Below are 22,930 nucleotides of genomic sequence, written 5' to 3'. Positions count from 1 at the left end.
TCGGCGGCCCGCCGGGGGTACATCCCGTGTACAGATCTCGTGTACACATCCCGTGCGAGACGGGCGGTGCCACCGGGCGACTTGTACCATCTGAGCACCGCCGCACGAGGGGGACGTGTGATCGAACTGGCCGACCTGATCCGGGAACTGCGGCAGCAGCTGACCACTGCTCTGGTCGACGGCGACGGGGAGACCGTTCGCTTCGAGCTGGGGCCGGTGGAGGTCGAGGCGTCCGTCGCCGTCTCGCGCGAGGCAGGCGCGGACGCCAAGGTCCGGCTGTGGGTCGTCGACGCGGGCGCCAACGGCAAGTACACGCAGGCCGAGACCCAGCGGATCACGCTCACGCTCACCCCCAAGCAGCTGTCGGCGGACGGGAGATCGCCGCGGACGGTGATGATCACGGGCGGCGAGGTTGACGGCGAACGCTGAGCAGGGGCTGCGGCCCGAGCGGGTCGCGGAGATCATCGTCCGACTGCCGGGTGAGGGTGACCGGCCCGGTGGGGGGCGCCGGGGCTCGGGCTATCTCGTCGCGCCGGGGCGGGTCCTCACGGCCGCGCACGTCGTCGAGGGTGCCGTGGACGTGGAGGTGCGCTACGAGGCCGACCGGCCGGGGGAGCGGACGGTCGAGGCGGCGGTGGTCTGGGCGGACCCGGGGATCGACGTGGCCGTGCTGGCGGTGCCCGAGGACGACGTGGCGTCGGTCGCGTACGGCGGTCTGGGCGAGCAGGACACGGTGGTGCGGTGCACGGCAGTGGGCTTCCCGCGCTTCAAACTCCGTACGGACACGGACGGTTCACGGTTCCGGGACGCCGAGCACGTGCACGCGACCTGCGCGGTGCTGTCCAACCGGCGTGAGGGCACGCTCGACCTCGGCGTCTCCCCGGCGCCCGCCGAGGATCCGGATCCCGCGCGGGACGCCTGGGAGGGCATGTCCGGTGCGGCGGTCTTCAGCGGCGGTCTGCTGGTCGGCGTGGTCAGCCGCCACCACCGTGCCGAGGGCACGGGCCGGATCGCCGCGAGCCGGGTCGACCGCTGGGCGGAGGTCCTGGACGACACCCGACAGGCCGATCTGGAAAGGCTGTTGGGGCATCGGCTCGGCTCCTCCGCGCTGCCCTCCGCCACCCGGCCCGCGCATGTGGGCCGCGTCCAGGAGTTCTACCGGGCCCAACTCGCGGACAGCAGCGCCCCGGAGTCACTGAGCGAGCGCGAGCAGGAGCTCGCGGACCTGGTGTCCTTCTGCGGGGGCACGGAACGGTACCTCTGGCTCCAGGGGCCGCCCTGGGCGGGCAAGACGGCGCTGGCGGCCTGGTTCGCCCTCCATCCGCCGTGCGGAGTCGTCCCGGTCTGGTTCTTCGTCACCGCGCGCGACGCCGGCCAGTCCGACGGCGACGCCTGCACGGCCGCCCTCATCGACCAGCTCGCGGCCGTCGTGGGCCGCGAACCGACCCCCACCACCTCCCCGACCGCCCGCGACGGCGAGCGCCGACTGCTGCTGCGCGAGGCCGCCGAGCAGGTGGCCCGGGACGGCGGCACGCTGCTCCTGGTGGTGGACGGCCTGGACGAGGACCAGTCCCTCACCCCCGGCCGCACCGGCCCGAGCATCGCCTCCCTGCTGCCCGAACGGCCGCCGCCGGGCCTGCGCGTCCTGGTCACCAGTCGCACCGCCCCCGCCCTCCCGGACGACGTCAAGGGCGGACACCCGCTGCGCACCTGCCGGGTGGTGACTCTGTCGGCGACGGCCGCCGCCCGCCACACCGAGCACGAGGCCAAGTTCGACCTCCGGCAAGCCCTCTCCGGCGAGCGGCTCCCACGCGACCTGGTCGGTTTTCTCACCGTCGCACGCGGACCGCTCAACCTGGACGACCTGTACAGACTCACCGGTGAACCGCCGTACGACGAACTGCGCCGACGGCTGGACAGCGCGTTCGGGCGGATCGTGCGGCTGCGGGGCGATGCCCACGGCGGAGGCGGCGGACCCGACGGCCACGGCGACGACCTGTTGCTGTACGCGCCCACGCATGGGTACCTCTTCGCCCACGACACCCTCCGCACCGCCGCCCAGCAGGAACTCGGGCCGGATCTGGGCGGCTACCTGGAGCGACTGCACGCCTGGGCGGACCGGTACGCGGAGCGCGGCTGGCCGGAGGACACCCCGCCCTACCTGCTCCGGCCGTACGGGCGGCTGCTCACCCTCCTCGGGGACACCCGCCGTGCCACCTCCCTCGCCACGGACCCGCGGCGCCGCGACCGGCTCCACGAGGCGACCGGCAGCGACGCCGCGTGCCTGGCCGAGCTCGCCGCCGTGCGCGAGACCGTCCTGCGGACCACCCCCGACGACCTGGGGACGCTCGCCGCACTCGCGGCCGCGCAGGACATGGTGGCCCGCCGCAACGACCAGCTGCATCCGGACGTTCCCCGGGCGTACGCCCTCCTCGGCCGGGTCCGGCAGGCCGTCGGTCTGGCGCGCAGCCTCCCGCACCCCCTCCTCCGCGCCCCCGCACTGACCGGCGTCGCACGCGCCCTGGCCGCCGCGGGTGACCGGCGGGCCCTGGAGGTGGCGAAGGAGGCGCTGCGGACCGCCGAGGCGATTCCGTCGGACGTACGGTTCTTCGACGACCCCCCTTGCGCGCTCGCGGCGAGGGGAACCCTGATCGCCGTTCTGGCGGCCGCGGGCGACGGGGAGGAGGCGGGACGCCTGCTCGACGGATGGACCCACTCTCTGCGCGAGCAGGACAGGCCCGAGGACGACGAGATGGCCGCCGCGTTGATCGAGGCGTTCACGACGACCTTCGCGGCGGTCCCGGAACCGGTCGGCGCGTCCGAGCTGGTGCGGCGGGTGGAACACTTCGCCGAGCGGATCAGGGCACCGCGGATCCGACTCGCCACACGGGCGCTGCTCGCCGAGGCCTGGGCGACGGGAACCGACGTCGACCACGGGGCACGGCTGTACGCCTCCCTGGCCCCGCTGGCCCGGCAGCACACGGACGCCTACGCGGACGAACTCGCGCTCGCCGCCGAGGCTCTGCACCGGGTGCGGCCGGCCGCGGCGGAGAACGGGAGCCGTGCGGCTCAGGCCCGGACGGTGCTGGCGCGGGCGGTGCTGGCCCGGGAGAGCGTCAGCACGCTACGACGGGAGAACGGCGGCGCGAGCCTGTCCGACACCGTGCTCGCCCTCGTCGCGGAGGGCCGGGTGGACGAGGCGGAGCGGCTCACGGAATCCGCGCCGGGCGAGGCGGAGCACTACCAACTGGCGGACATGTGGCTGGCGATCGCCGACGGCCGGGCCCGTGAGGGCAGGGCGGCGCAGGCATGGGCGGCATTGGAGCAGGGGTGGTACCACCGGACGCCGGAAGTGCATGAGCGCTCGGGCGCCCGCGTCGCCGTGCTGCTCGCGGAGGCGGGAGCCGACAGCGAACTCGAGGCGCTGCTGCTCGGCGGGACGGTCGCCTGGCACGGAGGGGTGTTCGAAGCGCTGACCGCCCTCGCCGGCGAGCTGGCCGCGACCGATCCCGCGCGGGCACTGCGCATCCTCCGCCGGGCCGAGGGGCGGTCCGCGACCGCGGGACCGATGCCGGAGTACCTGAGCGTCGCGCTCGCCGCCCTCGCGACCGCGCTCGCCGCTGTCGGCCTGTTCGACGAGGCCGAGCGTCTCGTCGAGGGGATCGACGAGCCCAAGGCACATGCCTGGGGGTACTCCGCCGTGGCCGTGGCCGTCGCGCCCGACGAACCCGACCGGGCGGTGCGGTTGGCGGAGCGGGCGCTCGACGAGGCGGCCACGATCGAAGACGACAGGAACGTACGCCCGAACACCAGGGTGAACGCCGCTCAGGCCCTGGCGCGTGCGGGTGCGGTCGACGCCGCCGTGGCTGTCGTCGAACAGGGCTCGCAGGACGACGTGACGCACTGGAGGGACGGCTACCACAGAAGGGTCACGTGGGCGGAGGTCGCGGCCGGCCTGTGGTTCCACGACCGCGAGGTGGCAGGCCGCGTCTTCGACAACCTCTTCGACCTGGTGACGAGTCTGCGGCCCCCTCGCGTCCGGGACATCGCGTATCTCCTCGCCACAGTGGCCGCCCACGACGGGGAGCGCGGCGCCTGGGCCTGGACCGCGCTGCCGCTCCGGAACGACCCGACGAGCGGGAACGATGTGGACGAGGACGCCCTGCTCGCCCTCGTGACGGCGGCCACCGATCCGGCCGAGGCGCGTCACCGTATGGACGCGCTCCTTGCCGAATGTGCCCGTGAGATCCCCGGCTTCCGGCCGGGGGACGTGGAGATCCTCGTGTACGCGGCCCTCGGCGAACTCGAGGCGGCCCGCGCTATGGCACGAGGCAAGGAGACGGAGGAGGAACGCGCGGTGGCCCTGATGGTCATCGCCGAGTACGTGGCCCAGGCCCTCCTCCACCGACTGGCCACCCCGATCTTCGCGGGTGAGCGGTCCAGTTTGCTGACCGCCCGGCGGCTCGCCCCGCTCCTCCTCCCGAAGCGCTCCGGTCCGGATCCCGCCCTTGCGAGAGACCTGCTGGCGGAGGCGCTCACCCCGGACGGCTGGTACCACGCGATCCAGGTCCTGGCCGTCCTCGACCCGGACACCGTCCTTCGCGTCCGCGACACCGTCTTCGCACAACTGGGCCTCGACGACCGGGCGGTCGCGGGCGCGTGACCGGTGCCGCCCCCCCCGAGCGCCGACGCTCCCCGGTGGTGGGCCGCACTTGCTGATGGCCGGTCCACCATGCGGCCCTCGGCGAGTCCGGGGCCCGGAAGTGATCAGCAGTACAGGTTGCTGCCCGGGGACACGCCGAGGATCGAGGTGAAGCGCTGGTAGGCGTCGACGCGGCTCTGGACCTGGGCCGGGTTGCGGCCGTCGCATTCCAGGGAGCCGTTGATGGAGCGGATGGTCTGGCCGAACCCCGCACCGTTGACCATGGCGTTGTGGGGCGTCATCGTGCCGGGGCCGGTCTGGGTGTTCCAGTACCACAGGCCGGTCTTCCAGGCGACGGCCGAGTCGTTCTGCACCAGCCAGGGGTTGTTGAGGAGGTCGATGCCGAGCGCGTCGCCGGCGGCCTTGTAGTTGAAGTTCCAGCTGAGCTGGATGGGGCCGCGTCCGTAGTAGGCGGACTGGCCCGCGGGGCAGCCGTAGGACTGGCTCCAGTCGCAGTACGTCGGGTAGTTGGCGGTGTTCTGCTCGACGACGTAGACCAGGCCGCCGGTCTCGTGGCTGACGTTGGCGAGGAAGGCGGCGGCCTCCTGCTTCTTGGTGGTGTCGCTGCCGGTGTCGGCGAAGCCGGGGTACGCGCTGAGCGCGGCGGTCAGGCCCTGGTAGGTGTAGAAGCCGTTCCGGTTCGGGAACATCTGGTTGAACTGCGCCTCGCTGACGGCGAACCCGGACGGGGTACCGCCGCCGCCACCACCGGCCGGGGCGTTCCACTTCTGGTTGGCGCCGCCGCTGCACGTCCATATCTGCAGGCGGGTGCCGTTGGCGCTGTTGTTGCCCGTCACGTCGAGGCACTTGTTGGCGGCGGGGTTGACGATGTCGTGGGCGGCGGTGACGACCCACTGCTGGTTCGCTCCGCCGGAACAGTCCCAGAGCTGGACGGGGGCTCCGTCGGCCGTGCTGCGGTCGACCACGTCGAGACACTTGCCGAGGACGCGCAGGGTGCCGTCGCCGTTGTTGGACCAGCTCTGGGCGCCGGTGCCGTTGCAGTCGTAGAGCTGCACGGCCGTTCCGTTGGCGCTGCTCGCGGCGGCCGCGTCGACGCACTTGCCGGCCAGCCCGGTGATCTGGCCGGTCGCCGCCTGCGCCGGGGCGACGGCGAACAGGGCGGACAGGACGGCGGCGAGGACGACGCCGACGGCGAGGCGGCCGAGGGCGGAGCGCCCGCCGAGCCGGGACATGAGGAGAGAAGGACGCATGGGGGAGCTGCTCCTGACGCGAAACGAGGAGGGTGAGAGAGCGTGACCGGGCCTGCTGCGGCGCCGGCTCAGCCGAGGACCTTCTGGGTCACGACGATGTGCCCGGCGTCGGGGTCGAGAACGCCGCCGAGCCTGCTGAACGCGCCGTCGGTCAGATCGAGGCACTTGGGTTCCTGCGGGGTCTGGACGAACGTCCCACGGTCGTTGACCCGCACCGTCAGGGAGCGGCCGTTGGCGACGTTGGTGACCTGGACCAGCGTGCCGAAGGGCAGTTGAGGCTGACGGGAGAGGGAGGTGGCGACCGTGTCGGCGTTGTTGTCGAAGACCTCGCCGCTGGCGGTCAGGGCGCCGGGTGGCTGGGGGCCGTAGTGCGTGGCCCAGCACTGTTCGCCGCTCTGATCCGCGGGAGCGGGAGCGTTCCACTTCTGGTTGTCGGATCCGGTGCAGCTCCAGATCTGGATCCGGGCGCCGTTGGCGGAGGAACGGTCGGTGACGTCGAGGCACTTGTTCGCCGCGGGGTTGACGATGTCGTGGGCGGCGGTGACGGTCCACCGCTGGTTGGCGCCGCCCGTGCAGGACCACAGCTGGATCTTGGCGCCGTCGGCGGTGGAGTTGGCGGTGACGTCGAGGCATTTGCCCAGGGCGCGCAGGGTGTTGTCGGCGCCCAGGGTCCACTGCTGGGCGCCGGTGCCGTTGCAGTCGTAGAGCTGCACCGGGGTGCCGTCGGCGGAGTTGGCACCGGCGACGTCGAGGCACTTGCCGGCGAGGCCCGTGACCGGGCCGGTCGCCGCTGCTGCCGCGGTCGCCGCGGCAGCCGGTGCGGCGGTCGACGGGCTGAGCAGCAAGGCCAGCAGAGCCATGGGAGGAGTGCCGCGTAACGCGGTGGTGAGGAGGGAGGAGCGAGCAGCCATGGGGGGTGGGGGAGCCTTTCCGGAAAGGACACGCACGTGTGGCGGAGGCCGACTGGACGCACGTCAGGATGACCTGACACCGTGAAAGCTAAAGGTCTATACCAAGGCCGTCAAGGCGTGGACATGCCACATCTGTCGGTGTCCTCTGATCCTCCGGCGCCGGAGTGTTCCCCTGATCATGGGATCGCAGTCCGCGGGACGGGCCTCAGGGCATCCAGCGGGCGGATGTCCGTGATCCGGAGGTCGAATGAGCCAAGGGGTAGGCGTGGGTGACGTTCTGACCCATAGTCATGCAAGTCCTGATGCCGCCCCTCGTCTGTGTATCCGCTCGACGAGGCGCCGACCCGCGATCTGGCACGTCCACGGCGGTACCCCACTGCGCGCCCTGGCGACCGCCGTTGTGGAGACCCTGCATGCCCGGATTCGCTCCGCAGCCCGTACCCGCCGACGATGTTCTCGTGCGCGGCGCCGAGTCCGCGCCCCAGCCGGGGGCCAGGTGAGCGTGACGCTCCTGATGGCCGGCAGCTGTCTGCCGGTCCTCGGCGCGGTGCTGCTTGCTCCGATGCTGCCGAAGCTGCAGGACAACTTCGGTACGCAGCCCTACGCGGGCGTGCTGGTCCCGATGATCCTCACGGTCCCCGCGCTCACTCGCCCTGCTCGCGGGTGTCCTGATCGACCGCTTCGGGCGCAAACGCCTGCTGGTGGGCGCGACCCTGCTGTACGCGCTGTTCGGCACCGCCCCGCTGTGGCTGGACTCGCTCCGTGCCGTCGTGGCCGGCCGGGCCCTGCTCGGTGCGGCGGAGGCGTTCATCATGACCGCCTGCACCACACTGATCGGCGACCACTACGGGGGCCGGATGCGCGACCGCTACCTGGCCCTGCAGTCGGTGTGTGCCACCGTCTCCGCCACCGCCTTCATCATCCTCGGCGGCGCCATGGGCACCTCCGACTGGCACGCCCCGTTCCGGCTCTACGCCGTCGGACTGCTCCTCGCCCCCGCCATGGCCGTTTTCCTGCCCGGATCCCGATCGCGCGCCGACGAGCACGAGGCACCCGACCCGGCGCGGCGGCCGGCCTCGGCCCTGCGCCCGGCGGGCATCCGTGGCCTCTCGGTGTGCGGCGGCATCGTGTTCTACACCGTCCCGGTGGAGACGGCGTACCTGATGAACGGTCTGGGCACAGAGTCCAGCGGCCTCATCGGCATGGTCACGGCGATCGCCGGCGCGGGCACCGTCTGCGGGAGCGTCATCTTCGCGTCCATGATCGGCAGCCCTCAACTGCATCGGCACCGGCTTTCTGCTGCCTTCCCTGCTCACCTGGGCGATGTCCAAGCTGCAGTACGCCAACCGCGGCCGTGGCACCGGCCTGTGGACCGCGTCGTTCTTCCTGGGCCAGTTCCTCCGCCCGTTCACCCTGACGGCCCTGCAGTCCACCACCGGGCTGCGCACCGCCGCCGTAAGCACCCTGGGGTTCGCGTCGGTGGTCATGGCGGCAGCCCTGCTGCCTCTCCTCCGACGACCGACGGCCCCGCACCGGACCACCCGGGCCTGACGCGGCAGCGGAGCAGCTGTCTGCCGACGGCCACGGCCGCAGGTTTGATCGGCGCGGCGCCGCCGCCAGGAGGGCTTACGCCGACCAGTTCGCGGCACACCCCGAATACACCGCGACCGTCGAGATGTTCCGTGTACAACACGGCAAGATCGTCGAGCACTGGTCGACCACCCAGAAGGTCCCGGTCCGGGTTACGAGTTACGAGGTCGGGCCGAAATACCTCCAACGGCCCTCGGAGACCACCTCGACGGCGCCGTCGACCACCTTGATGGCGGTCTGCTCGTCCATCGCATACGCCGGCCCCGCGATCCTGGCGGCCCATCGTTCCGCCCGGGCCATGGTGTTCTCCGGACAGGCCGGATGATCCAGGTGCGGGAAGATCGAAAAATCGACCACGCCCAGCGTGCCGTCGCCACCGGCCGGCGGTCTCCAGCCCACGAACTCCTCCCCGATACGGGGGGTCATCACCATGCTCCCGGCGCTGAGTCCCACGTAGACCGTGTCGGGCAGCGACGGCAGGAGTCCAGCCAGCCCGGACTCCCGCATCCAGTGGCCCAGATACAACGCGTCACCACCGTTGACCAGCAGAACATCGGCCTCCCGGACCCAGGAGACCCAGCGCGCCTCCTCGATGCTGGGCAGCGCCGTGAGCTCCAGCACCCCCACCGACTTCCACCCCAACCCGGTCATGGGGCCGGCAGACCGTCCGCTGATGAACCGCCACGGCCCGCCCGGATCGGCGTCGGGCGCCCCGTACCCCGCGGTGGGGATGCAGAGGGCGCTGCACTCGGCGATCGGCTTGCCGAGGAGGCCGACCAGCACCTCCTGGATGCTCGCGTTCTTGACACCGGAGTCAGTGAGCAGAAGCTTCATCCTGTCCTTCCCGATGAATGACGACTGGATCCCAGGTCAGGAGTCATCGAACCGAGTAGGCCGATGAACTCGCCGCCCTGATCACCCTGCCCTGGCGCGCGGCTCCGGACCCGGCCGTCGAACTGCACCGGCTCAAACCGGCGGCTCATGGGCCGAGCCAGGGCCGGACCGAGGCGAGGGCCGGCCAGTGCCCTAATCGTGTTGACCGCCCCCGGCAGGCAGTGCTGGAGTCGGCGCGTGGAAAGCATCCCCGCCAACCGGCGGCTCTGGAACCAGATCAGCAGCGCCTACCAGCACGAGCACGACCCGCAAATCGGCGCCGCACCCCGGCTGTGGGGCATGTACTCCATCCCCGACGCGCACCTGCACGCCCTGGGCGACGTCACCGGCAAGCGCGTCCTCGAACTCGGCTGCGGTGCCGGGCAGTGGTCCAGGGCGCTCGCCGCCGAGGGCGCCACCGTGGTCGGGTTCGACCTGTCCGAAGCCCAACTCGCCGCAGCGACCTGCGCGATGGGAGCGGTCCGCTACCCGCTGGTGCAGGGCGCCGCCGAACAACTCCCCTTCGCCGCCGACAGCTTCGACCTGGTGTTCTGCGACTTCGGTGGGCTCAGCTGGGCGCCCCCGCACCTGGCCGTCCCGCAGGCCGCACGAGTCTTGAGCCGAGGCGGGCGCCTGGTGTTCAACGTCGCCAGCCCATGGTTCGAGGCTTGCTACGACGAAGCCGCCGGCCGCGTGACCACGACGCTACAGCAGGACTACTTCGGGCTGGACACCATCGCCGAAGGAGACGGCGCGACCAGCTATCAGCTCACCTACGGCGACTGGGTCAGGGTCCTGCGCGGCGCGGGTCTCGTCATCGACGACCTCATCGAGCCGCGGCCCGAACCCGGAACACCCAACGGCTACAACGAAACCGACCCACCCGACTGGGCACACCGCTGGCCGGCGGAACTGCTCTGGGTGACCCACAAACCGTAAGTTCCGCCACACCGGGACGTGACGGCATACCCTCGCCGGACAGGCCCTGGCTAGGTCCTGGCGATTTCCTGCCGGAGCCGGCGGGTGAAACGGCGCAGAAGATCCTCCGTTTCCCTGTGCTCGGCCCTGCGATCGTCCCTGCCCTCGGTGGGCCGGGAGCTCCAGACGCGACGCGCGAGGGCGTCGGCGAGGCCGACGGTGTCGTCGGCGCAGAGGAGGTAGATGGCCGAGCGGGCCTCCTGCATCCGGCCCGCCAGTTCGTTGGCCCCGGCGCCGTCGTCACTCAGCTGTGTTTCCCGGAGGTGGTCGATGAGCTGGACCACGGCGGTGTTGAAGCCGACCCCGGCTTTCAGCTTCTGTTCGCGCAGCCACATGCGGTCCTGCCGGCGCGCGGTGAACCAGGACCCGAACACGGCACCTATGAGGCCCAGACAAGCCCCTATGGCCACGGCCAGGATGTTCTCCACCTCAGCTCCCCCCCAAGCCATCGAGGCTCACCTGCTGCCGCATCAGTCACCGTTCGTCCTCTCGGCGGCCTCTCGTAAACGGGTGTCGGCCGTGGTCAGCCGGTTCGTGATCTGCTCGGCGGTCAGGACGAGCGCGAAGCCTTTGCGCAGGACGGCGAGTTCGGGTTCCTGACGGGACTCGTCGTCGGTGGCGGTGACGTCCGCCCCGAACAGGACCTGGTAGCCGCGCTCGTATGCCTGCCGGGCCGTGGTGCCGCAGCAGTAGTTGGTGAGCGTTCCCGTCACGATGACCGTGTCACGGCCGAGGTTGCGGAGCATCGTGTCGAGCGGAGTGTCGTAGAACGCGCCGTACGAGGGCTTACGGATCAGGGCCTCGTCGGGCCGGCGGCCCATCTGGTGCCACACCTCGGCCGGGCCCGGCCGACGCCAGTCGGTGTCGGCGTGCGGAAGGTGACGCAGGGCCCTCGGCCGGTCCAGCCCGAGGTGGGTGTCGTCGAAGATGGTCCAGATCACCGGGACAGAGACGGATCGGCAGCTCTCGACCAGCCGGCGCAGTCTGGGCACCATCCGGGTCGCCGCCGGCACCCAGTAGGGGCTCCAGCCGGGCCGGACGAATTCATCCTGCATGTCGATGACCAGCAATGCAGTGCGCTCCGGCCGTACGTCGAAGGACGCCCGGCCGTGCTCGTAGGAGTCCCGAGCCCGCGCGGTCACCCATTCCTCGGTGTACGACATCCCCAACCCCCTACATCGGTTCGAGGTACCTCGGTTCGATGTGCGAGAGTAGCAGCATGCTGGAACTCGCGATCCTGGGATTCCTGGCCGACGGCCCGCTGCACGGCTACCAACTGCGCCGCCGGATAGCGCACTTGTCCGGTCACGCCCGGCCGGTCAGCGACGGCAGCCTCTATCCGGCAATCAACCGGCTCGTCGACGCCGGGCTACTGGATCGCAGAACCGAGCCCGGCGCCTCCGCCGCACATCGGCACACCCTGAGCCTGACCGCCATCGGTCGCGCCGAACTCCTGCGCCGGCTGCGGGACGCCGACGGCCTGGACATCAGCGACAGCACCCGGTACTTCACCGTCCTCGCCTTCCTCTCCCAACTCCCCGACACCGCCGACCAGCACGCGGTACTGCGCCGACGCCTGGAATTCCTGCGACAGCCCGCGAGCTTCTTCCACGACGGCGATCGCCCACTCCGCGCCGAGGACACCGACGACCCCTACCGTCGCGGCATGCTCACCATCGCCCGCGCCACCAGCCACGCGGAACAGGCCTGGCTGCAGGAGGCGCTGGGCTGACGCCACCGTCTGTTCCCGGAAGCCGCGCGCCTGGATCATGGGATGACGGCGAATGGTTTGTGGAGGTGCTGGGTGACCATCTCGATCCGGTCTGCTCGATCCGGGGAAGCACGGTTCTTGTCCGATCTTGCGCTGCGGTCCAAGGCCCACTGGGGGTATGACGCCGCGTTTCTCGCGTCGTGCCGTGAGGAGTTGACGCTCACGGACGCGGAACTCGGCACCCGCCGAACGACCGTGGCAGAGGGAGCCGGCAGCGTCGTGGGCTTCACGACCTTGGAGGGTGAGCCGCCGCAGGGCGTGTTGGGCATGATGTTCGTCGACCCGCGTGCGATCGGGAAGGGCATCGGCCGTCTGCTGTTCACCCACGCTGTCGAGACTGCCCAGGCCTTGGGATTCACCCAGTTCACCATCGATGCGGACCCGAACGCCGAGCCCTTCTACGAGGCCATGGGCGGGGTCCCCGTCAGCCGCGTTCCCTCCGGATCGATTCCCGGCCGAACCCTCACCCGGTATCTGCGCAGGGTTGCGGAGTGAGGGGCTGCCACGAGGACGCACCCGGCGGCCGGCGAAAACAACAGCTGTCCGCCGCCGGGGAGACGTCCGAATCAGTCCGTGACCACGGACGTGTTGAGGCCCTTGTCGTAGTCGTTGTGGGCGATGCGGATCCCCGTACTCCCGTGGAAGACGAACAGGGGCGAGGTGTACGGCGGTGCGTCGGCCTTTTCCAGTCGGCGCACGGTGTTGCCGGTGAAGGCGAACCCTCCGACGCTCTTGGCGTTGACGACGGTGACGTCACCGACGTCGAACCTGTTGTCCTGGACCTTGATGTCGTGGTGCACCGGGTGTGCCGGGTCCACGACCTGGTTGGTCGGCTCCACGAAGATGACCGGACCGCTGGGCAGGGTGAAGGTGTTCCCGCGGATCGTGAGGTCGGTGACCGCACCGGACTCGTACCACCGGTTCCTGGCAAAAGCGGTGATGTGCGGCATGGCCTTCGGCTCCCGTCGTTAAGACCGTGTCCTACGTGGTGAGGCGGACGAGGCGCTTGTAGCAGCAGAGGGCTGCGGCAAGTCCGAGAAAGGCCAGGTAGTTGCGGGGATTGCGTTCGTAGCGGGGGCTGAGCCGGCGGTAGCCCGACAGCCACGACATCGTGCGCTCGATCACCCACCTGCGGCGACCCAATCGCTCGCTGGACTCGATGCCCCTGCGCGCGATCCGCACTCCGATGCGCTTGCCACGTAACCATTTCCGCAGATCAGCACGGTCGTAGGCCTTGTCCGCGTGCAGGCGCTGGGGCTTGAAGTAGCGGCCGCGGTGGGGGTCGTGTCTCGTTTGGTGACCCTCGACCATGGGCTTCAGCCTTTCGCTGTCGTGGGTGTTACCCGCCGAGACGCCCACGAGGAGGGGCAGTCCGTTCGCGTCCGACAGGACGTGCATCTTGGAACCCGGCTTACCGCGGCCCACGGGGCTCGGACCTGTGTGTTCGCCCCTTTTTTAGTGCGGACATGGGCGGTGTCCAGGACGACGCGGGTGACATCGATGAGGCCGGCGTCGTCAAGCCGGTGCAGCACGGCCTCGTGGAGGCGGCCCCAGACACCCGCCCTCGACCAGATCCGGAAGCGGCGGTGAGCCGTCGACTTCGATATGCCGAAGCAGGGCGACAGATGGCGCCAGGCGCAGCCACTGACCAGGACGTAGATGATGGCCGCGAACAGCGTCTCATCAGGCGTGTCCTGCGTTCCGCCGCCCTGCGGCCGCACTCTCGCGGGCGGGACCAGCGGCTTCGCGATCTCCCATAGCCCGTCCGGAACAATCCAACTCCACGTACCCCGCCCCATGCCCGGAACAACGACGCCTCACCACGTAGGACACGGTCTAACGAGTTGGTGCGTGATAGCGGGTGAGGCGTCGTGCCTGGCCGGTGGCATGATCCGGGTGTGGCGATCATGGTCAATCGGGCGGTGTTGGCGCATCGGCTGTTCACGGGGATCTCTCGGCGGCATCTCGCGGTCCTGGTCGAGGAGTTGGCGGTCCCGTGGCAAGCCGGGGTCGAGGGGCGTCGCCATGCTGCGTGAGGTGGGGCCAGGAAGCGGGCCGCGGGTGCCGGTGCCCGTCACCAGCTGGTGTTCGTCGACCGGCTGGTGGCCACGCTGATCCATCTGCGGCACGACTTGCCGCATTCGGTGTTGGGGCTGCTGTTCGGTGTCGACCGCTCCACCATCACCCGTGCGATCGCCGAGATACGTACGCTCCTGGCCGAGCGGGGGTGCGCGGTCCCCGACCGCCCCGGCCTGCGATTGCGGACTCTGGCCGACGTGTTCGCCTATGCCCAGGCCGAAGGCATCGAGCTGCGGCTGGACGCCACCGAGATCCAGGTCCGCCGACCACCGGCCGGCCGCGGCGGACGGCGCGCATTCGTTTCCGGAAAGAAGAAACAGAACACCATGAAGGCCACCGTCATCGCTGACTGGCGCGGCCGCACCTTATGGACCGACACCCTGCGGCCTGGGCGTATGCACGATGCCACGGCCGCCCGCAACGAAGGCATCGACGTCTGCTTCCAGCACTTCCCCGACGTCGAGGTCCTCCTGGACGACGGCTACCTCGGCCTGAGCCGCGACCACCGCGGGCAAGCGATCACACCACCACGAAAACCACGGCCCGGAGCACTGCCCGGCAGAGTCCAGCAGTGGGAACGCGACCGCCACGAACACTCATCCGACCGCATCACCGTCGAACACGCCCTCGCCGACCACAAACGCTGGAAACAACTGACGCGCTGGACCCACCGCCGCGACCGCCTCCGCGACACCTACCGCGCCATCGCCAACCTCGTCTCCGACCGCACCGCCACGATCTGAGAACGGCCGTGAGTAGGACGAGCACGCCTCACCCGCGATCACGCACCAACTCGTTAGCCTCGATCGTTCATGAGGGGACGTCAGCTTGCTGGCGGCCCTTTGTGGCGAGCGTTGTTGGGGATTTTCGGGGCTTTGGTCAGGCTGATGGCCCGGTTGTCGCGTCAGGTGGGCGCCGGGTTCCAAGGCTCCGGATGGTGGTGCTGTTCGCGGGGACGGGACGCTGCTGGTCAGCCGGGGTTCGGGAGGGCGCAACCAGGATGCTGCGGATATGCGGCATCCTGCAGGACCAGACGCAGCGATTCGCCGCCACGTCCATCGACATGGAGCACTCCCTCCAGCATCGTGCCCTCGCCGCGGCGGTCCTCGGCGGTGATATCGACGAGGCCGTCCGTCTGATCGCCGCCCGCCTGAGTCACACCGCCGACGCCGCCCACCCTGGAAGAGAGGCCGTCCCGGGTGGCGCGCCACGGCGCTGCCCCCGCCGTCATGAGCCTCGGGTTTGTCCCGTGCAAGGTCTGGTTGATCGACTCGATGACCTGACCGGGCGGCTTGAACAAGTGAGCGCCGGCCCGCTCGGGCTCGCCCTTGCGGGCCGGGCGCAGCAGCTTCAGGTCACGTCCAGTGAGGTCGTGCTCGAACTCACGGCCGTAGTAGTTCCAGTCGCCGATGATCGTCTGCCCGGGGTGGGAGGCGGTCACGTCGGGTGCGGTGTCGAGCATGTCGCGCAGGGTCTCGCGTTCGTCGCTGACACACCCCCAAGCTGTTGGTCATGGCGTCCGCGGTGCCGGGCAGCAGATTGATCGCGCCAGTCCCCAGCGTCGCCGAGCACACCCCGGCCCGGCCGGTCAGCCGTCCGTAGATCTCCGCCATGAACGAGGTGGCCTGTTCGTGGCGCACCGGGATGTACCGGATACCGGAGCCGTTCAGCGCGTCGACGAAGCGGATGTTCTCCTCCCCGGCGATGCCGAAGACGTACTCCACGCCCTCGGCCCGCAGACAACGCACCAACAGGTGCGCGACGTCCTCGACTGATGCCGTGTGCTGCGACTCGATCGCGCCTTCGGTACCTATGAGACGAACGTAGGCATGGCCACCGGTCCCGGCCACTCGTCGGCAGCCGACCGAGGGGTGCGGAACGCCGGAACCATTCGGAGGCGTTGCGGTGGCGGCTGCCGGGGTCGACACCCAGGCTGGCCACAGTGGACGAGTCGCCGTGCATCGTGCGGCGGCATGGCTTTCAGGAGGTATGCGTGACCGCTTCGTCGCCCGCTACCGACGCACCGCCGGCCCGGTACGACGACCTGCGCGCGCTGGTGGTCAACTGCACCCTCAAGCGCTCACCGGAGACGAGTAACACCCAGGGGCTGATCGACCGCACCGTCGCCATCATGGCCGCGCAGGGAGTGCACGTCGATGTCGTGCGGGCGGTGGACCACGACATCGCCACCGGAGTGTGGCCGGACATGCGGGAGCACGGCTGGGCGACGGACGACTGGCCGGAGCTGTACCGGCAGGTCCTGGCGGCCGACATCCTGGTGCTGGCCGGCCCGATCTGGCTGGGCGACAACAGTTCCGTGATGAAACGGGTGATCGAGCGCCTCTACGCCTGCTCCAGCCTGCTCAACGAGGCGGGCCAGTACGCCTATTACGGCCGCGTCGGCGGCTGTCTGGTCACCGGCAACGAGGACGGCGTCAAGCACTGCGCCATGAACGTCCTCTACAGCCTCCAGCACCTGGGCTACACCATCCCGCCCCAGGCGGACGCCGGCTGGATCGGCGAGGCCGGCCCCGGCCCCTCCTACCTCGATCCCGGCTCGGGCGGTCCGGAGAACGACTTCACCAACCGCAACACCACCTTCATGACCTGGAACCTGCTCCACCTGGCCCGGGCGCTGAAGGACCTCGGCGGCATCCCCGCCTACGGCAACCAGCGCACCGCCTGGGATGCCGGCTGCCGCCGCGACTACGAAAACCCCGAGCACCGGTAGCGGCATGCCGATGGCAAGTGGCGGACAGCCGTCGGGTTCGGCCCCTCGCGGTGGGCCGGCGCGCCGGGAACCGGACGAGAGGCGCGTACGGGAGTGGCTGAGGCGTGTGCGGGCCGGTGGCGTGGCTGCGGTGGCGTCGGCGGCCGCCCGTACCCGTACGGCGGCGCGGCGCGTCAGCCAGATGCCCCCGCCTCCGGGGCCGTTCCGCCCCGGATTCTGGCGCAGTCCGATCCGCGGGCCCTGGCTGACCTCGGCATTCGGCCTGGTCCTCCTGATCGGCATTCCGCTGCTGTTCATCACCGGGCTGCTCTCCTACGCCGCCTACAACCCCGACTTGAGCCCCCTCAACGACGAGACCCCCGACAAGGGCGTCCTGGGCTTCTACCTCTTCAGCTGGCCCACACATCCCTACTGGCTCTACCGGCTGCTCCAGGGCGTGCACGTGACGCTGGGAGTGGTCCTCGTACCGGTGCTGCTGGCCAAGCTGTGGTCGGTGATCCCGAAGCTGTTCGAATGGCTGCCGGTACGCTCCGTCGCCCACAGCTTGGAGCGGCTGTCCCTGCTGATGCTGGTCGGCGGCGTCATCTTCGAATTCGTCACCGGAATCCTGAACATCCAGCTCTACTACGTCTTCCCGGGCTCGTTCTACCGCCTGCACTTCTACGGCGCCTGGGTGTTCTTTGCCGCCTTCGTCGTCCACGTGTGCCTCAAGCTCGGCCGGATGACACGGGCCCTGCGCTCGCGCAGTCTGAGCGCCGAGCTGCGCACCGACCTTGCCCACACCGTGCCCGAACCCCCCGATCGCGACGGCCTGGTGGCAGCTGCCCCCGCCCCGCCGACGATGACCCGCCGCGGCGCGCTGGGCATGGTGGGCGCGGGATCGCTGCTGCTCCTCGCCGTGACCGCTGGGCAGAGCATCGGCGGCCGGCTGCGCGGTACCGCGCTCCTCGCACCGCACAACCGCGACTCCGGCAGCGGCCCGAACGCCTTCCAGATCAACAAGACGGCGGTGAAGGTCGGCGTCCCCCCCGCTCTGGTCGGCCCCAGCTGGCGGCTGGAGGTGCACGGACGCGGAGCGCCGCAGGTCTTCACACGCGAGCAGCTTCTGACGATGCCCCAGCACGCCGCCGCGCTGCCGATCGCCTGCGTGGAGGGCTGGTCCACCGACGACCAGAACTGGAGCGGCCTTCGGCTGGCCGACCTCGCCGCCCTGGCCGGTATGACCGGCGCCGGAAGCGTCCTGGTCGAATCCATCCAACCGCCCGGCCCGTTCACCAGGGTGGTGCTGCGGGGCAACCAGATCCGCGATGCCAGAGCGCTGCTCGCCCTCCGCGTCAACGGCGCGGACCTCTCGCTCGATCACGGGTACCCGGCCCGCATCATCGTCCCGGCCAACCCCGGCGTGAACAACACCAAGTGGGTCCACCGGCTCACGTTCAGGGCGTGACCATGACACGATTCGTTCGCTGGTACGGCTCCGGCCCCCTGCATCTGCTGGTCCTGATCGCCTCGCTTGCCCTCACCGCCTACGCCATGGTGCGCCTCTTCGCGGTCCGGCCGCTGGAGGTGGCGATCTGGTTCGTCGGCGCGGCCATCCTCCATGACCTCATCCTGCTGCCCCTGTACTCGCTGGCCGACCTGTCTGCCCTCTCTGTACTGCGTCATCGCACCACCGACGTACGAGCAGTGCCGTGGATCAACCACCTGCGCGTCCCCGCCTTCCTGTCCGGCCTGCTCCTGCTGGTCTGGTTCCCTCTCGTCTTCCGGCTCGCCGTCCCCTACCCCGGTGACACCGGGCTCTCCGACAGCGTCTACCTCGGCCGATGGCTGGCGATCACCGGCGTGCTCTTCGCCGCCTCCGCAGTGGCCTTCGCGATCAGAGTTCGCCGCGCCCGGCGAGCCGGCCGCGGTGACGAGGGCCTGCCCGCCACAGGTCATGGCCCCACACCGTGACGGCCGACGAGGACAAGCCGTACGGCACCGAACAGGGCCCCTACGCGCTGGCCCTGCAACCCGGCCGCGGACCGGTGTATCTGCGGCTGGTCGACGGGCGCCGGATCCGGATGCCCGTGCACCGCTGGCACGAGCAGCCCACAGCAGCCGACACGACCGTGCTGGAACGCTGCGTCGGCCCAGTCCTGGATGTCGGCTGCGGGCCGGGCCGGATGTGCAGAGAGCTGCTGGGCCGGGGAGTCTTCGCTCTCGGGGTCGATATCGCACCTCACGCGGTCGCACTCACCACTGTCCAGGGCGGGCTCGCTCTGTGCCGCTCGGTCTTCGACCGTCTGCCGGCCGAGAGCGGCTGGCAGACGGTTCTGCTCATCGACGGCAACATCGGCATCGGAGGCGACCCTCACAGCCTGCTGCACCGCTGTGGTGGACTCATGGCCCAGGCGGGACGCCTCGTCATCGAGGTCGACCCCGATGACATCGAGGAGCTGTGCACGGCGCGGTTCGAGGACCACCAGGGCCACAGCGGTCCGCCTTTCCCCTGGGCACGGCTGGGACGACGCGCGCTCCACAGGGTCGCCGAGGACCTCGCCCTCAGCATCACCGACCAGTGGACGAGCGGGCACCGCTGTTTCCTCACCCTGGCTCATCGGAGATCCAAGCCCACAACGACATACGAGGAAGGGGACAATCTCAATGAAAGCCATTGTGGTGACCGACCAGGTCGCGGGAACGGCCGGGATGACGCTGACGGAGCGGCCTGAGCCGCCCGCAGCGATCAACGACGTCATCGTTCGGATTCATGCATCGGGCTTCGTCCCGACTGAGATGGAGTGGCCATCGACCTGGGCCGATCGCGCCGGCCGTGACAAGACACCGTCGATCCCCGGCCACGAGGTGGCCGGAGTGGTCAGCGCCCTCGGCTACGGCACGACGGGGCTGTCGGTCGGGCAGCGGGTGTTCGGCCTCGCCGACTGGCACCGCGACGGCACCCTGGCGGAGTACGTGGCAATCGAAGCACGCAACCTCGCACCGCTGCCCGGCGACGTCGACTTCACGGTAGCCGCGTCCCTGCCCATCTCAGGTCTGACCGCGTGGCAGGGGCTGTTCCAGCACGGCCGCCTTCAGGCCGGCCAGACCGTCCTCGCCCACGGCGCGGCCGGGGCAGTCGGAACGATGGTGACCCAGCTCGCACGTGAGGCCGGCGCTTACGTCATCGGCACCGGACGCGCCGCCGACCGTGAGAAGGCACTCGACTTCGGCGCGCATGAGTTCGTCGACCTCGACAACGACGCGCTGAAAGACGTCGGCGGCGTCGATCTGGTCTTCGATGTCATCGGTGGCGACGTTCAGAAGCGGTCCGCTGCCCTGATCAGGGCCGGAGGAACGCTGGTGTCCATCGTCGGCCCGGCCGAGACGCGGCCTGCTGACGGCCTGGCGGTGGACTTCGTCGTCGAGGCCGATCGTGCCCAACTGGGTGAGATCGTGCAGCGGGTGCGGGACGGACGGCTGCGGACAAACATCGGCGATGTCGCGACCCTGGATGATGCCGTTGGTGCCCTCAACCCGACCACGCGACGCAGCGGGAAGACAGTCATCCGCGTACGCCCGTAGGAAGTGATGGAAACAGTCCGACTGGCGGGTCATCCTCACGGCATACGAGATGAAGCGGCTCGGCCGCGACGTCGCCGAACTCACCGTGCTCGCACCGAACCCAGTCAGCCTCCAAGTCCATCTGCGTGAGATCGGCGTCCCGCTTCAGCGCGCCAGGACCTCCGCAATCCGGCAGCTCGTTCTTCAAGCCCCGGCCCCGTCATCGCGAAGGCACTCGGCTACCACGACAAGACCGCCACCCGGCTGGCCACCGAGGCCAGCGGTACCTGGAGTCGATACGCGCCTGGAGACCACACCGCACCCAGGCTGTGGCTTGCAGGGCCTCTCACGTCAGCAAGGAGTTCAGCAGGTGCGTAACGGCACGAATCCGGCCTTGCCGCATCCACGAGCAGGCGGTCTCCGATGACTATCGTGATCGCGGAAATCGAGGTGATCCCGCCAGGGTGCACGTCTTGTCCGTAATTGCTCTCGGCGGGGGTCTTGTTCGTGTCACGGATTGCTGTTCGTCGTGCTTCGGACCCGGCTCGGATCGGGCGATTCCGGGTGGTCGGGGTACTGGGCTCGGGTGGGATGGGCACCGTGTACGCCGCAGTCGGGGAGCGGGGCGAGCGGGTAGCGGTGAAGGCCGTGCATGTCGGGCAGGCCGCAGATGACCAGTTCCGGGCCCGATTCCGGCGCGAGGTGCAGGTTCTGCGGCGGGTGTCGGGTCCGTGTCTGGTGCCGTTGCTGGAGGCCGATCCCGAGGCGGACATCCCGTGGCTGGCGACGGCCTACGTACCCGGCTTGACGCTCGCAGAGCACACGGCGGTGTACGGGCCGCTGGCCGGGATCCAGCTGCACCTGTTCGCAGCGGGGACGGCCGGGGCGCTCGCGGCCGTGCACGCCGCCGGGGTGGTCCACCGCGACCTGAAACCCGCGAACGTGATCCTGGCCCCGGACGGGCCGCGGGTGCTGGACTTCGGTATCGCCCACGTCGCCGACGGCACCGCTGTCACCCGCACCGGCATCCTCACCGGGACCCCGGGCTGGCTGAGCCCCGAGTACTACCGGGACGGCACCGCCGGGCCGCCAGTGCTCTGACCGGGAAGGTTCGCCGGGTTGGTGGTCGCGACGGTCGGATGTGCGGTGACGTCGTCCGTTCCGACCGCTGGAGGTGCGGTGGCCGAGCCTGTCCGTGTGCGCAGACTGATCGACCAGGAGGGGCAGAAGCTGCAGCAGATCGTGCGCCGGGGCAGCACAAGTTCGGTGCGCTACCGGCGTGCGATGATGCTCCTGGCTTCGGCCGGCGGGAACCGGGTGCCGGTGATCGCCCAGCTGGTCCAGGCCGATGAGGACACCGTCCGGGACGTGATCCACCGGTTCAACGAGATCGGCCTGGCCTGCCTGAACCCTAATTCGTCGGTAGCAGCAGCGGCGCGGCTTCTTGGACCGGGTCTTCGCCTTCGACGAGTTCGGGCCCCTGGGGATCCGGCCCACCGCAGGCTCCTGCTGGGCGAAGCAGGGCAAGTCAAACCGGCTGCGCCGCCGCAAGGGCACCGCCAACACCCTGGCCGCGCTCAAGTCGATCCGCGCCGCCCGACCCGACGGCGCCCCGATCCGCATCATCCTGGACAACCTCTCCACCCACACCGGCGCGGACATCCGCCGCTGGGCGAAGAAGAACAAGGTCGAGCTGTGCTTCACCCCGACCTACGCTTCCTGGGCCAACCCGATCGAGGCCCACTTCGGCCCGCTGCGGCAGTTCACCCTGGCCAACTCCCACCACCGCAGCCACCCCGCGCAAACCCAGGCACTGCACCGCTACCTGCGCTGGCGCCACACCAACGCCCGCCACCCCGACGTCCTCGCCGCCCCACGCAAGGAACGCGCCCGCACCCGCAGCGAAAAGGGCATCCGCTGCGGGCGGACGCCCCCTCAACACCGCGGCCTGACCAACCGCGAACCGCAGCTCCCGAACGCCGAAGGGGCAAGTTCAGGAGAAGGACAGCGACAGAAGGACGACTCAGGAGGCGAACGGCTCGATCTCCCCCGCGAAGACGATGACCTGGTCGATGAGGCTCCGTCGCAGATGGACGACGTCCGTTCCCGCCAGGCGGGGGCCTCCATCAGGCGTGGTGAAGACCCACTGGTACCGGGCCCATTCGTCAGGCATGTCCACGGCTGAGCAGCGCACCATCGTGCCGGTCCCCGCCGGGTGGCGCCGGATGTCCAGCACGAACCGCTCGACCGCCCCGATTCCTTCGCTGCGACCCAACGGCCCCCAGAAGACCACGTCTGAGGTCAGGGCCTGGGAGAGCAGGGCAGTCACATAGCTGTCGTCCGAGGCGTTGAACGCGGAGATGAACGTGTCGATCGCGGAGCGTGCGGTCTCTTCCTGCATGCCCCAGTAATACCAGCCGTTTCGCGTGCGCTCGTCCCACAAGCCGCCTTCCGATCACGGTGAACCATCCCGGTCACAGCACTAGCAAGCGCTCCATCGGGCTTGCAAGATATGGCAGAAAATTTTCAGCGTGATCGGCT

At 70.0% G+C, this 22,930-nt stretch carries 21 protein-coding genes and 6 pseudogenes; 15 read left to right on the top strand and 12 right to left on the bottom strand.

Annotated features, from left to right (window positions below; genetic code table 11):
• Positions 1 to 117: 117 nt before the first annotated feature.
• Positions 118 to 429, top strand: a complete 312-nt coding sequence (locus ACFZDK_RS35355) for a trypco2 family protein (protein WP_390978325.1) — start codon at positions 118 to 120, stop codon at positions 427 to 429.
• On the top strand, positions 413 to 4,663 hold the full coding sequence (locus ACFZDK_RS35350) for a trypsin-like peptidase domain-containing protein (RefSeq protein ID WP_390978323.1): 4,251 nt from the start codon (positions 413 to 415) through the stop codon (positions 4,661 to 4,663). The genes ACFZDK_RS35355 and ACFZDK_RS35350 overlap by 17 nt, the downstream gene beginning before the upstream one ends.
• A gap of 104 nt (positions 4,664 to 4,767) precedes the next feature.
• On the opposite strand, the gene ACFZDK_RS35345 is transcribed toward ACFZDK_RS35350, so the two are convergent.
• The 3 genes and pseudogenes from ACFZDK_RS35345 to ACFZDK_RS35335 form a co-directional block, all read right to left on the bottom strand.
• Positions 4,768 to 5,895 (bottom strand): glycoside hydrolase family 19 protein, encoded by a 1,128-nt coding sequence (locus tag ACFZDK_RS35345; RefSeq protein WP_390978723.1) that lies wholly within the window; start codon positions 5,893 to 5,895, stop codon positions 4,768 to 4,770.
• An 86-nt stretch (positions 5,896 to 5,981) separates the two neighbouring features.
• Positions 5,982 to 6,257: an RlpA-like double-psi beta-barrel domain-containing protein gene (locus ACFZDK_RS35340; protein WP_390978721.1), complete on the bottom strand. Its 276-nt coding sequence runs from the start codon at positions 6,255 to 6,257 to the stop codon at positions 5,982 to 5,984.
• A 63-nt stretch (positions 6,258 to 6,320) separates the two neighbouring features.
• Positions 6,321 to 6,773: pseudogene (locus ACFZDK_RS35335) on the bottom strand (lectin); the annotation flags it as partial.
• 752 nt (positions 6,774 to 7,525) lie between these two features.
• On the opposite strand from ACFZDK_RS35335, the pseudogene ACFZDK_RS35330 reads away from it, so the two are divergent.
• Together ACFZDK_RS35330 and ACFZDK_RS35325 are read left to right on the top strand one after the other, a co-directional pair.
• A pseudogene (locus ACFZDK_RS35330) lies at positions 7,526 to 8,017 on the top strand (MFS transporter); the annotation flags it as partial.
• A 130-nt stretch (positions 8,018 to 8,147) separates the two neighbouring features.
• Positions 8,148 to 8,375: a hypothetical protein gene (locus ACFZDK_RS35325; protein WP_390978735.1), complete on the top strand. Its 228-nt coding sequence runs from the start codon at positions 8,148 to 8,150 to the stop codon at positions 8,373 to 8,375.
• Positions 8,376 to 8,573: 198 nt separating this feature from the next.
• Here the strand turns inward: ACFZDK_RS35325 and ACFZDK_RS35320 are convergent, their stop codons facing one another.
• Positions 8,574 to 9,248: a Type 1 glutamine amidotransferase-like domain-containing protein gene (locus tag ACFZDK_RS35320; protein ID WP_390978321.1), complete on the bottom strand. Its 675-nt coding sequence runs from the start codon at positions 9,246 to 9,248 to the stop codon at positions 8,574 to 8,576.
• A gap of 237 nt (positions 9,249 to 9,485) precedes the next feature.
• On the opposite strand from ACFZDK_RS35320, the gene ACFZDK_RS35315 reads away from it, so the two are divergent.
• The gene (locus ACFZDK_RS35315) at positions 9,486 to 10,226 is read left to right on the top strand and encodes a methyltransferase domain-containing protein (protein ID WP_390978319.1); all 741 of its coding nucleotides are present in this window, start codon (positions 9,486 to 9,488) and stop codon (positions 10,224 to 10,226) included.
• A gap of 50 nt (positions 10,227 to 10,276) precedes the next feature.
• Here the strand turns inward: ACFZDK_RS35315 and ACFZDK_RS35310 are convergent, their stop codons facing one another.
• Entirely contained in the window at positions 10,277 to 10,693 is a 417-nt protein-coding gene (locus ACFZDK_RS35310; protein ID WP_390978317.1) for a hypothetical protein, read from the bottom strand.
• Between the two features lie 42 nt (positions 10,694 to 10,735).
• Entirely contained in the window at positions 10,736 to 11,428 is a 693-nt protein-coding gene (locus ACFZDK_RS35305) for an isochorismatase family protein (RefSeq protein ID WP_390978315.1), read from the bottom strand.
• Positions 11,429 to 11,484: 56 nt separating this feature from the next.
• Here ACFZDK_RS35305 and ACFZDK_RS35300 point away from each other — a divergent pair, with 56 nt between their 5' ends.
• Entirely contained in the window at positions 11,485 to 11,997 is a 513-nt protein-coding gene (locus tag ACFZDK_RS35300) for a helix-turn-helix transcriptional regulator (protein WP_390978313.1), read from the top strand.
• A 72-nt stretch (positions 11,998 to 12,069) separates the two neighbouring features.
• Entirely contained in the window at positions 12,070 to 12,531 is a 462-nt protein-coding gene (locus ACFZDK_RS35295) for a GNAT family N-acetyltransferase (RefSeq protein WP_390978311.1), read from the top strand.
• A 71-nt stretch (positions 12,532 to 12,602) separates the two neighbouring features.
• Here the strand turns inward: ACFZDK_RS35295 and ACFZDK_RS35290 are convergent, their stop codons facing one another.
• Together ACFZDK_RS35290 and ACFZDK_RS35285 are read right to left on the bottom strand one after the other, a co-directional pair.
• Positions 12,603 to 12,986 carry a hypothetical protein gene (locus ACFZDK_RS35290; RefSeq protein ID WP_390978309.1) on the bottom strand — a complete coding sequence of 128 codons (384 nt, stop codon included), beginning with the start codon at positions 12,984 to 12,986 and terminating at the stop codon, positions 12,603 to 12,605.
• 31 nt (positions 12,987 to 13,017) lie between these two features.
• Positions 13,018 to 13,835, bottom strand: a protein-coding gene (locus tag ACFZDK_RS35285) for an IS5 family transposase (RefSeq protein ID WP_390978307.1) whose coding sequence is annotated in 2 segments (ribosomal slippage) — positions 13,018 to 13,487 and positions 13,487 to 13,835 — 819 coding nt in all. Because the reading frame shifts where the segments join, the coding sequence is not laid out codon by codon here.
• Positions 13,836 to 13,943: 108 nt separating this feature from the next.
• Between ACFZDK_RS35285 and ACFZDK_RS35280 the strand changes: the two are divergent.
• A pseudogene (locus ACFZDK_RS35280) lies at positions 13,944 to 14,858 on the top strand (transposase family protein).
• Between the two features lie 227 nt (positions 14,859 to 15,085).
• On the opposite strand, the gene ACFZDK_RS35275 reads toward ACFZDK_RS35280, so the two are convergent.
• A complete protein-coding gene (locus ACFZDK_RS35275) occupies positions 15,086 to 15,577 on the bottom strand; it encodes a hypothetical protein (protein WP_390978305.1) in 492 nt (163 codons plus the stop codon).
• Positions 15,578 to 15,608: 31 nt separating this feature from the next.
• Positions 15,609 to 15,911: pseudogene (locus ACFZDK_RS35270) on the bottom strand (thiamine pyrophosphate-binding protein); the annotation flags it as partial.
• 197 nt (positions 15,912 to 16,108) lie between these two features.
• Between ACFZDK_RS35270 and ACFZDK_RS35265 the strand changes: the two are divergent.
• Entirely contained in the window at positions 16,109 to 16,846 is a 738-nt protein-coding gene (locus tag ACFZDK_RS35265) for an NAD(P)H-dependent oxidoreductase (RefSeq protein ID WP_390978303.1), read from the top strand.
• A gap of 995 nt (positions 16,847 to 17,841) precedes the next feature.
• Here the strand turns inward: ACFZDK_RS35265 and ACFZDK_RS35260 are convergent.
• Positions 17,842 to 17,895 (bottom strand): annotated as a pseudogene (locus ACFZDK_RS35260) (hypothetical protein); the annotation flags it as partial.
• Here ACFZDK_RS35260 and ACFZDK_RS35255 point away from each other — a divergent pair.
• The 6 genes and pseudogenes from ACFZDK_RS35255 to ACFZDK_RS35230 all read left to right on the top strand — a co-directional run bounded on the left by ACFZDK_RS35255 (position 17,880) and on the right by ACFZDK_RS35230 (position 22,341).
• Complete coding sequence (locus ACFZDK_RS35255; protein WP_390978719.1) at positions 17,880 to 18,293, top strand: molybdopterin-dependent oxidoreductase; 414 nt, start codon at positions 17,880 to 17,882, stop codon at positions 18,291 to 18,293. The pseudogene ACFZDK_RS35260 and the gene ACFZDK_RS35255 sit on opposite strands and share 16 nt — an antisense overlap.
• A gap of 2 nt (positions 18,294 to 18,295) precedes the next feature.
• Positions 18,296 to 18,799 (top strand): hypothetical protein, encoded by a 504-nt coding sequence (locus tag ACFZDK_RS35250; RefSeq protein ID WP_390978301.1) that lies wholly within the window; start codon positions 18,296 to 18,298, stop codon positions 18,797 to 18,799.
• Positions 18,796 to 19,560, top strand: coding sequence for a class I SAM-dependent methyltransferase (locus tag ACFZDK_RS35245; RefSeq protein ID WP_390978299.1), 765 nt, complete (start codon positions 18,796 to 18,798; stop codon positions 19,558 to 19,560). The genes ACFZDK_RS35250 and ACFZDK_RS35245 overlap by 4 nt, the downstream gene beginning before the upstream one ends.
• Complete coding sequence (locus tag ACFZDK_RS35240) at positions 19,493 to 20,410, top strand: alcohol dehydrogenase catalytic domain-containing protein (RefSeq protein WP_390978297.1); 918 nt, start codon at positions 19,493 to 19,495, stop codon at positions 20,408 to 20,410. The genes ACFZDK_RS35245 and ACFZDK_RS35240 overlap by 68 nt, the downstream gene beginning before the upstream one ends.
• A 486-nt stretch (positions 20,411 to 20,896) precedes the next feature.
• Entirely contained in the window at positions 20,897 to 21,490 is a 594-nt protein-coding gene (locus ACFZDK_RS35235) for a protein kinase (protein WP_390978295.1), read from the top strand.
• A 78-nt stretch (positions 21,491 to 21,568) separates the two neighbouring features.
• Positions 21,569 to 22,341 (top strand): annotated as a pseudogene (locus tag ACFZDK_RS35230) (transposase).
• A gap of 71 nt (positions 22,342 to 22,412) precedes the next feature.
• Here ACFZDK_RS35230 and ACFZDK_RS35225 read toward each other — a convergent pair.
• Positions 22,413 to 22,790 carry a hypothetical protein gene (locus ACFZDK_RS35225; RefSeq protein WP_086831186.1) on the bottom strand — a complete coding sequence of 126 codons (378 nt, stop codon included), beginning with the start codon at positions 22,788 to 22,790 and terminating at the stop codon, positions 22,413 to 22,415.
• Positions 22,791 to 22,930: the final 140 nt, after the last annotated feature.

Source organism: Streptomyces sp. NPDC007901 (assembly GCF_042959465.1).
GTDB lineage: Bacteria > Actinomycetota > Actinomycetes > Streptomycetales > Streptomycetaceae > Streptomyces.
This window is presented reverse-complemented; position numbering and strand designations above follow the sequence as displayed.